At 52.8% G+C, this 7,745-nt stretch carries 5 protein-coding genes; 4 read left to right on the top strand and 1 reads right to left on the bottom strand.

Annotated elements, in window-relative coordinates; translation table 11 throughout:
- Nucleotides 1-93: 93 nt before the first annotated feature.
- Nucleotides 94-1,950 carry a site-specific integrase gene (locus OEG84_RS23715; RefSeq protein WP_267654814.1) on the top strand — a complete coding sequence of 619 codons (1,857 nt, stop codon included), beginning with the start codon at nucleotides 94-96 and terminating at the stop codon, nucleotides 1,948-1,950.
- A 108-nt stretch (nucleotides 1,951-2,058) separates the two neighbouring features.
- On the opposite strand, the gene OEG84_RS23710 is transcribed toward OEG84_RS23715, so the two are convergent.
- Nucleotides 2,059-3,219, bottom strand: a complete 1,161-nt coding sequence (locus tag OEG84_RS23710; RefSeq protein ID WP_267656339.1) for a hypothetical protein — start codon at nucleotides 3,217-3,219, stop codon at nucleotides 2,059-2,061.
- Nucleotides 3,220-4,618: 1,399 nt separating this feature from the next.
- Here OEG84_RS23710 and OEG84_RS23705 point away from each other — a divergent pair.
- The 3 genes from OEG84_RS23705 (at nucleotide 4,619) to OEG84_RS23695 (ending at nucleotide 7,727) form a co-directional block, all read left to right on the top strand.
- Nucleotides 4,619-5,635, top strand: a complete 1,017-nt coding sequence (locus tag OEG84_RS23705) for an ABC transporter substrate-binding protein (protein WP_267654812.1) — start codon at nucleotides 4,619-4,621, stop codon at nucleotides 5,633-5,635.
- 387 nt (nucleotides 5,636-6,022) lie between these two features.
- Complete coding sequence (locus OEG84_RS23700; RefSeq protein WP_267654811.1) at nucleotides 6,023-6,796, top strand: acetoacetate decarboxylase family protein; 774 nt, start codon at nucleotides 6,023-6,025, stop codon at nucleotides 6,794-6,796.
- Nucleotides 6,797-6,926: 130 nt separating this feature from the next.
- Nucleotides 6,927-7,727 (top strand): SDR family NAD(P)-dependent oxidoreductase, encoded by an 801-nt coding sequence (locus OEG84_RS23695; protein WP_267654810.1) that lies wholly within the window; start codon nucleotides 6,927-6,929, stop codon nucleotides 7,725-7,727.
- The last annotated feature ends 18 nt before the right edge of the window (nucleotides 7,728-7,745 follow it).

The raw sequence follows: 7,745 nt of genomic DNA, 5'->3' as shown, positions 1-7,745 counted from the left end.
CCAGCCCCTCCGGGCACCAAAAGCGGACATTCCCAAGTTTTTGATAGATAAGGTTTTTTTGAGACTGGCCGCCCAGAACAAGGGCTTTTGCCAATGTCAGAAAGTCAATTTGTATCGTTGCCTGTATCGTCGGGGGTATCATCCCAAAACGCGGAAATTATTTCCGCAAATCAGCCCAAGACACGTCGCCCTCGCTCCTCACCCGGTCTTTACCTGATCAAAACGGGTTCGGCCTATATGTTTCAGATGCGACTGCCCAAAGCGATCGCCGGTGAGGTCAAGCGGCCTATCCGGGTTGGCCTCGGTGTCATCCCGAAACCTCAGGCCCGCAAGATTGCCGACAAGCTGGCCGCGATCGCACGTGAAAAGTTTGAACGGATCGAGATTGCCATGTCCAAGGCGAACAACGATGAGAACGATTTCTGGCCATTGATGGAAGACATGTTGGGCGGCGATGTTGATGGCCTCGATGAGGAAGCCAAAGGCAAGCGCGCTTGGCAAGCTGTGACCATGAGCCTCAAGTCGGCACTTTACGACATCACCAGTCCTCCTCCTCCGTCAACAGCCGAAGAGGAAGGCAATTTTGCAATGATGCGCGGGCTTGTGCAGATTGCACAGGAAAAGGCGCGCAAGGATGCGGGTGAAGATTACAACAAGGCACTTGGCGATAACGCCGAATTGCTCGCAAGGCGTTTGGTCGAGAGAGCAAAGGACGATCCAGTGTCGCTTCTCATGCCCCCACTTGGAGGCGGCTCAATAGGCAAGGGCAAGATCAGCGCACGGGCCGGACTCGTCAATGCGAAGGTAAAAACGGAGGTCGACAAGGATCGGCGATTTGTTGAACGTGAGCCATCCGACAAACCGTTGTTCAGCATTGCTGCTAGCGAATATCTTGCGCAACGGGTCACGGCCATGGGAGAGGCCAGCGGCGACATCAAGACTGCCGAGATGCGTCTGAACATATTCGTGGAGCTGATTGGCGATCACCCGATCGATCGCTACACGCCGACCGATCTTCAGGCTTTCATCAATTTGATGCAGTTCTGGCCGAGCAAACATAATGATAAACCGTCTCACCTGTCAGCTAGAGAGATCATCGACAGCAATCGGGATTTCAGCAAGAAATCGATTGCGAAGAACACGCTGCAGAATGGTTTCATGGGTGTCATCAAGCCGGTCTTCAGCAATGCAGCCACGCAACATGATTTCGACAACCCAGTGAAAAATGTTGCGCTTAAATACCCCAAGGCTGCCCGGGATGCGGTTTCCGCAGAGCCGTTGTCAGCGAAGAAGCTGACGCAGCTTTTCCGCACGGGCGTTCAATCGCCGTATATCGACGATGTCATGATGCCTCTGCTTGGTTTGCTGACCAGCCGCCGTCTGGGTCTGCTCACGCATCTAGTGGGGACCGACATCACGGAGAAGTTCGACGGAATCTGGGTAGCAGAAGTGGAAGGGATTGCGATGGTCGGAGGTAAGTGGGTCCGACGACCAATCAAGACGACAGAAAGCGGCCGGTATTTTGTACTTCACAATTTTCTGGTCGAGATCGGCTATGTCGAGTGGGCCCGAAAGCAGGGCGACAACTTCCTGTTTCCACAGCTTATGCAACTTGCTAATCCCGCGAAAAATGCGTCGAAATACATGAGACGTCTTTTTGACAAGGCAGGCATCAAAGATTCGCCAGGCGAACGCTTTCATTCTCTGCGCGGTGACTACATTAGCCAGGCACGTGAGGACAAGAAGATCGGCGAGCGTGAACGGCGAATGCAGGCAGGGCATGCGCTCGGCGGCGACGATCACAACAAGTACGGATGGAAAACCCTGACTGAGTCCGAAGCCGAGATGTTCGCTACTTTGCCGCTCAATCCAAAGATTGATTTTTCGATGTTCCGAGACCTGGATTTTGATCAGCTAGCAAAAACGCGGCGGCGGCCCGAAGACCTATAGCAGATGCCTGATCGGAAAGGCCAAAGCCCCGCTGGGGAATTCAGCGGGGCTTTGGTAGGTGTTTGGGGCAGGAATTGAGCGGCGTAACCGCCGAACTCGTGCCCCCTGTTATCGCGACATGCGTACTTCAGCGGGTGCCTTGTTGACCGCCATAAGGTTGTCGAGTGTTGCATCCAATTCGGCATATGAAATGCTTGGTGTGGTCTCATCAGCGTCGGTTTCCTTATCGACCACAATTTGATCATTTTTCGTGACGTCGTTGTCAGCTTTTGCGACATCCAAGACGGGAGCAGTGGCCGGTTTTGGGCTGACAACATATGGTTCGCCATGGACTGCGAAACGTAGCGCCGGGTGTGCCACTTCGATCACCCATTTTTCCATTTCATCGCGGTGAGGCCACGAGCCAGCGCCACCCAAACGGTATAGGCTGTGCTGGACTGCACCCCAACCTGTCTCAACGACCAATCTTTCATGTTCAAGATTGGCTTTCGGCATACGCTCAACCGGCACCAAAGGAGCCACAACGTCTTTGAAAAGATCGGATGCATGGCGTGCATTGATTTCGAGATCAGCTGCCAGCGTCCTCATGACGATCCGCTTTCCGCTTTCGTGATGCGCAACAGCTTCTTCCAGCCCAGCCAAGACAGCGGCGGTCAATCGATGAAACTCCGCGATGCTCGATTTGAGCTTGGCAGCGGCCATTTTCTGTAGCCCTGCTCTACCGCCCACTTGCGTTAGGTCGATATCCTCTGCAGCCTCATCCTTTTTGCCGCCAATCAACGCCTTGATTTCCGCAGGCTTGAGGCTCTTGCCTTCATCATACAGATCGAGAACGGATTCAATCTGATCCGGCTCTGCTTTTGCAAGCTCGATAAGTGCGGTCGACGCGACGGCGTGCTTCTCAAGCCGTTTACGGTGATCAGCAAGCCGTTCATGCACGGAAATGAAATTCCAGGCTGAACGTACGGTATAGCCGCAATGTTCCTTCAGCCAGCGACCGAAGCGTTTTTCCGGTTGCACGGATTTTGCTTCAGCCAGGCACTCGCCCAGTTCAAATACCTGGCCGGTCGACTTGCGATGCAGCGAGACGACCCGTTCTACGATTTCAGCCAAGCGTGCTTGGACGTCAGGTGAAAGTGGTTCTTCATTTTCCCTGGGTGCCCGCGCAGCGTCCACCTTCTCCTTCGTGACACGGTTGTTTTCCGCCCGAGTTTTTTTGGTCTGCTTTACAGCGGCTGCGCGCTGTATTTTCCTGTCTATAGATGCCATCTTTATCTCCCTGTATTGTTAATCTACGCATAAGCAGGCTTTACTATTATATAGTATATCTTTCAATATTACAAGTTTATTATTCTATTGATAAATACATCTTCATAATTGAAATAGAATTCAAGGCTATATTTATGCATTCTTAGATTGATTCTATATTTACATCTCCGCGTTATATGACTTCCCCCACGAGGCTCGAAAGGCATACTGAATGCGCGTCCCAAAAAGGGGCAATCTACATTTCGAGGCAATTCTCAATTGCGGCACGAGCCTGCATCACATGGTTGCCAATGATAGGTTTGACGAAATTGAGCGTGGTGGACGGCCCTCTGGGAGCTTACGGCCCAGAGCGATCGGGTAGCCCAATATTAGATGCGGCGCTGCAGCTATGCGCCTGGGGCGGGACTCTCCGGCATTGATGCAGCGACCCAATCGGTCATGATTGGGGCCGCTTCGGAGGTCTTGAGTGATTTTTATTTCAGAGGGCAAATGACCGGAACAGGGCCGCGACCTGTCAGGCAATTTGTTGGAGCGAAGTCGGGAAAGCAGTCGTTCCGCGTTCACTGGCGCGGTGTCACTCACGGCCCTTAGCTGCCCTTCGATTGGTCCCCAACTAACGGCTGCATTGCGCCCCCACTTCAGCCGTTTAAGTAGCCTTGGCAAATGCCTGTAAGCGGACCTTCTCGTCTGCTCGCTACCAGGTCCAATAGAGGTGGAGAACGCCGCCGGAAAGCTAGAGCGGCTGCAACCTTGACTCACCAGCGCTTAACGATTGCAGGCCCTCAGCGGTAGTCGTCCATAGATTCCTCAAACTGCTCCCCGGCCAGCGCGCTAAAGTGCCTTAATGCGCCTTGGAGGGGGTAGAAGGTTGCCCCACTGCGGTGGAGGAAGTGGCCCTCAAGGACCGAGATGCGGACACCACCCAATCCTTGATAGCCTCGTCGGCAATGCGCGTGAGCACGATTAAATCGTCCTCTAGAAGACGGCGCTCCACCACTAGGCTTGTGAAAAGTTCACTCAGAGCAAAAATCGTACAGAACGACAATCTCGAGGCGCGGAGCATTTGGCCGTCGTCCGTGAACTCATCTGGGCAGGACGGGAATTCGGTCCGAACCTTCCATCGTGCTTGAACGGTTGGCCTGTAGCTGGTGTTCTGACAAGTTTTGCGGATCCATAGTTTCCACCAGGATGCAGGATCACATCACTGATCGTAAGTTTTTCTTTAGCGTCGGTTAATTATTATTAACTTGCGTAAGATATTTTTTTCTCGTCTAGTTGTGTTTAGTGCAAATTCATACAAGAGATTAATCTTAGAATATAGCTATAGAACAGTAGTAAAATAATAATAATAGCTACAAAATAAGATTTATATTCTCTTTACAATTAAGGGAGGAAAAATATGAGCCGGATCAAATTGGGAATCGTCATCTCAACTGTTGCTGCCATTGCACTCGGGTCAACACATGCGATAGCTGAAGAGCAGAAAGTCGTTCAGATACATGAGTACCCGGGCAGTATCATACACATTGTCGACTGGGTCATGCGTGACAAGGGGTTCTGCGCTAAGGAGGGGCTCGATTGCCAACCCGTCTACCTAGCAAGCGCTATATTGGCAATGCAAGCGGCGGCAACAGAGGGGGTGGATATCATCATCAGCTCTTTGGACGTGATGATGCAAGCGGTGGACAAGGGGTATGACCTCAAGATTATTGGTCCGGATCTCACCAACAACGTCTATTCACTGTCCGCTTCTGCCGAGGTCGCGGAGACGGTCGCGGGGAAATCCTACCCGGAGAACATGAAGTCGCTTGCCGGCAAACGTATCGGTGTCGTGGCACGCGGTGGTTCGCCTGAGATGATTGCGAGGGCTCTGTTGGCCGGGGCCGACATGCAGCCTGACGAAGCATTTTTCGTAGCGGTCGGCGGTCCGGCTACTGCGTATGCAGCTCTGGCTGCGAAGCAGGTCGATGCAATCGTGAGTTGGGATCCCGTTCCTGCACTTTGCGACGCGACCAAATCATGCGTTGTCTTTGCTGATCTCTCGCAGGGTGAGGGTCCTGCCGGTCTGCAGGCTATGAACGGCGGCTATGCTGCTTACTATGCCCCTGGCGAGTATGTGCAGGAAAACGCTGCTACCGTGGATGCCTTCGTCCGCGCGCATGAGCAAGCTGTCCAGTGGCTTCAGGACCCGAAGAACCTCAATGAAGTTAAGGAGATCGCCAGCCAACGGTTCAAACTCGGCGACGTCCCCAATCCCGAAGTCGTGTTCGACCAACTTGTCCGGCGCACCATTCAGGGGTACGGCAGTCACTTTGATCGAAAGGCCGTCGATGGCTTTAACGACTTCCTGCTCGCCAACAAGTTGATCAGCGAGCCGTTGTCCGTAGACCGTATTGTATACGATAAGGCACCGTGACGCTTCGGGCGAGTTGTCTTGAGCCGCAGTGCGCAATGGCCTCGTCCCATATGGTGCATGGATATCGATCAATGATGTAGGCTGTTGCCTCTTTGCACTCACCATCGACTGGCTTGTCAGTCGATGGTCGAACGCGGCAAGCTTGATCCTCAGTCGCCAGTCAATGCAATTCCATCTATGGCTTTCTCGACAACGCAGCGAATTACTGCCTAACGCCGTTTTGACACGAGAAACCAATCTGGAGAAGCATCTAGCGCGGTCGCCTTTTTATATGAATTCCTATTCGGAAGTGAGTGGGGATGAGGCTTGGAGATCGACTAGATCAATCCGCAGCAAGAGAACGCATAAGTCCAAGCCTTCGTGACTAGTTTAGAATGGAGAAGACCGATGAGCAGAGAGAACTTGACAGATCGCTTTGATATGTTCCTGGGCACAGCAGCATATCCGGATCCGTTGAATCCATATTCCTCGAATGACTATCGTGGTATAGTTGCTGTATGTCGCACAGATGCTGATGTCGTGAAGCGAATTTTAAAAACAACTCCATTTGAATATGTTGACAATATATTTAATATTACATTTGGAGATTCTAGTAATTCTGTATTTCCTAATAGTCATCAAGTAGACATAGCAGGATACATGCATTGTAGGTTTACGGTGCCGGTTAGATATAAAGATATAGTAGGCGGATACACTTTTACATGGTTCGAAAATCACTTCGCTGCGGTGTGTGCAGGACGCGAGGTTTGGGGGTATCCAAAGAAGTTGATGTCCTCCACCTATGAAGAGACGGATGAGTCAGCCGTTGCTACTTGTGTTGTAGGGGGCAATGAACTCATCACATTAGCTTTTGATTTTAAGAGCAAACCGATTGAGAATCTTCCGGAAGTTAAGCTAAACCCGCATTTGATGATTCATACCGTCGCAAATCCAGAAGGACCAGGTATTCTGGAGAAGCGGATTCTATCGCGTGACCCATCTCCAGATAATAAACCGAAATTCAAGCGCACCGGCAATGTTACTGTCGCCCTGCGTGGCAATCGGTCCAACCCGCTCGATGCGCTGTTACCGATTGAGGTGCTAGGTGGCTTTTACAGTCAAGGCATGCATGTAAGTAGTGATGAGCATGGTTGGGCAAAGATCATAGATCAGCTCAAGTAAACGCTGCCGATGAAGCGACAGCTCAGTTCGCACCGGTTGTGTCGTGGCTGGGCGACGCCTCCTTGGCATTCAAACCAGGCGCCGCCGACTTTTACCCCAAATACCGACGAATTTTCTTCAGGAGAACGCGATGAATAAGTTTGACGGACAGGTGGCTGTGATCACCGGCGGCGCTTCCGGTATCGGCCTAGCTGTAGCTGAGGCGCTAGCCAAGGAAGGTGCGGCGATCGCGATTCTTGATGTCAACGCTGCATCGATTTCTGATGCGCTGGCCACGCTTTCGTTACCCGTCGAGCGTGCCCGCGGATACACGGTTGACGTCACGTGCGAAGACGAAGTGCTAGATGCATTTAGCCAAATCGATGCAACGTTCGGGCGCCTCGATATACTGGTTGGTGCGGCAGGGATCATCGGGCGCGGCTCGCTGGAGGAGACTGAGAGCGAACAGTGGAGGCGAGTTCTCGACGTCGACCTCAGCGGGATCTACATGACCGCCCGCGCAGCGCTTCCGGCGCTCAAGCGCGCGGGAGGTGGAGCGATTGTGAACATTGCGTCGATCGCGGGCATTCGGGCTGTTTCCCCACAGGTCAACGTTGCATACGCCGCCGCGAAAGGCGGCGTCATCAGCTTGACGGAGCAGATGGCCGCTGAGCTTGCTGCATACGGCATCCGAGTCAATGCGGTCTCGCCTGGTTTCGTCGAGACTCCGATGAGCCGTGAGCAGCGCTCGATCGGTGCCCACCACGGCTGGACCAGACGCATACCGCTGCGTCGTTATGCGCAGCCGTCGGAAATCGCTGAGGTCTGCTTGTTCCTCGCGTCCTCGCAGGCCAGTTATGTCACGGGTACCAATCTCGTCGTCGACGGCGGTCTGACTGTTGTGTTGACGTCTGATACGATACCCGCACTGGCTGTTGAGGCGAATCCTTAGGGAGCAACCGCATGACCT

It is taken from the genome of Hoeflea algicola, assembly GCF_026619415.1.
Lineage (GTDB): Bacteria > Pseudomonadota > Alphaproteobacteria > Rhizobiales > Rhizobiaceae > Hoeflea > Hoeflea algicola.
This window is presented reverse-complemented; position numbering and strand designations above follow the sequence as displayed.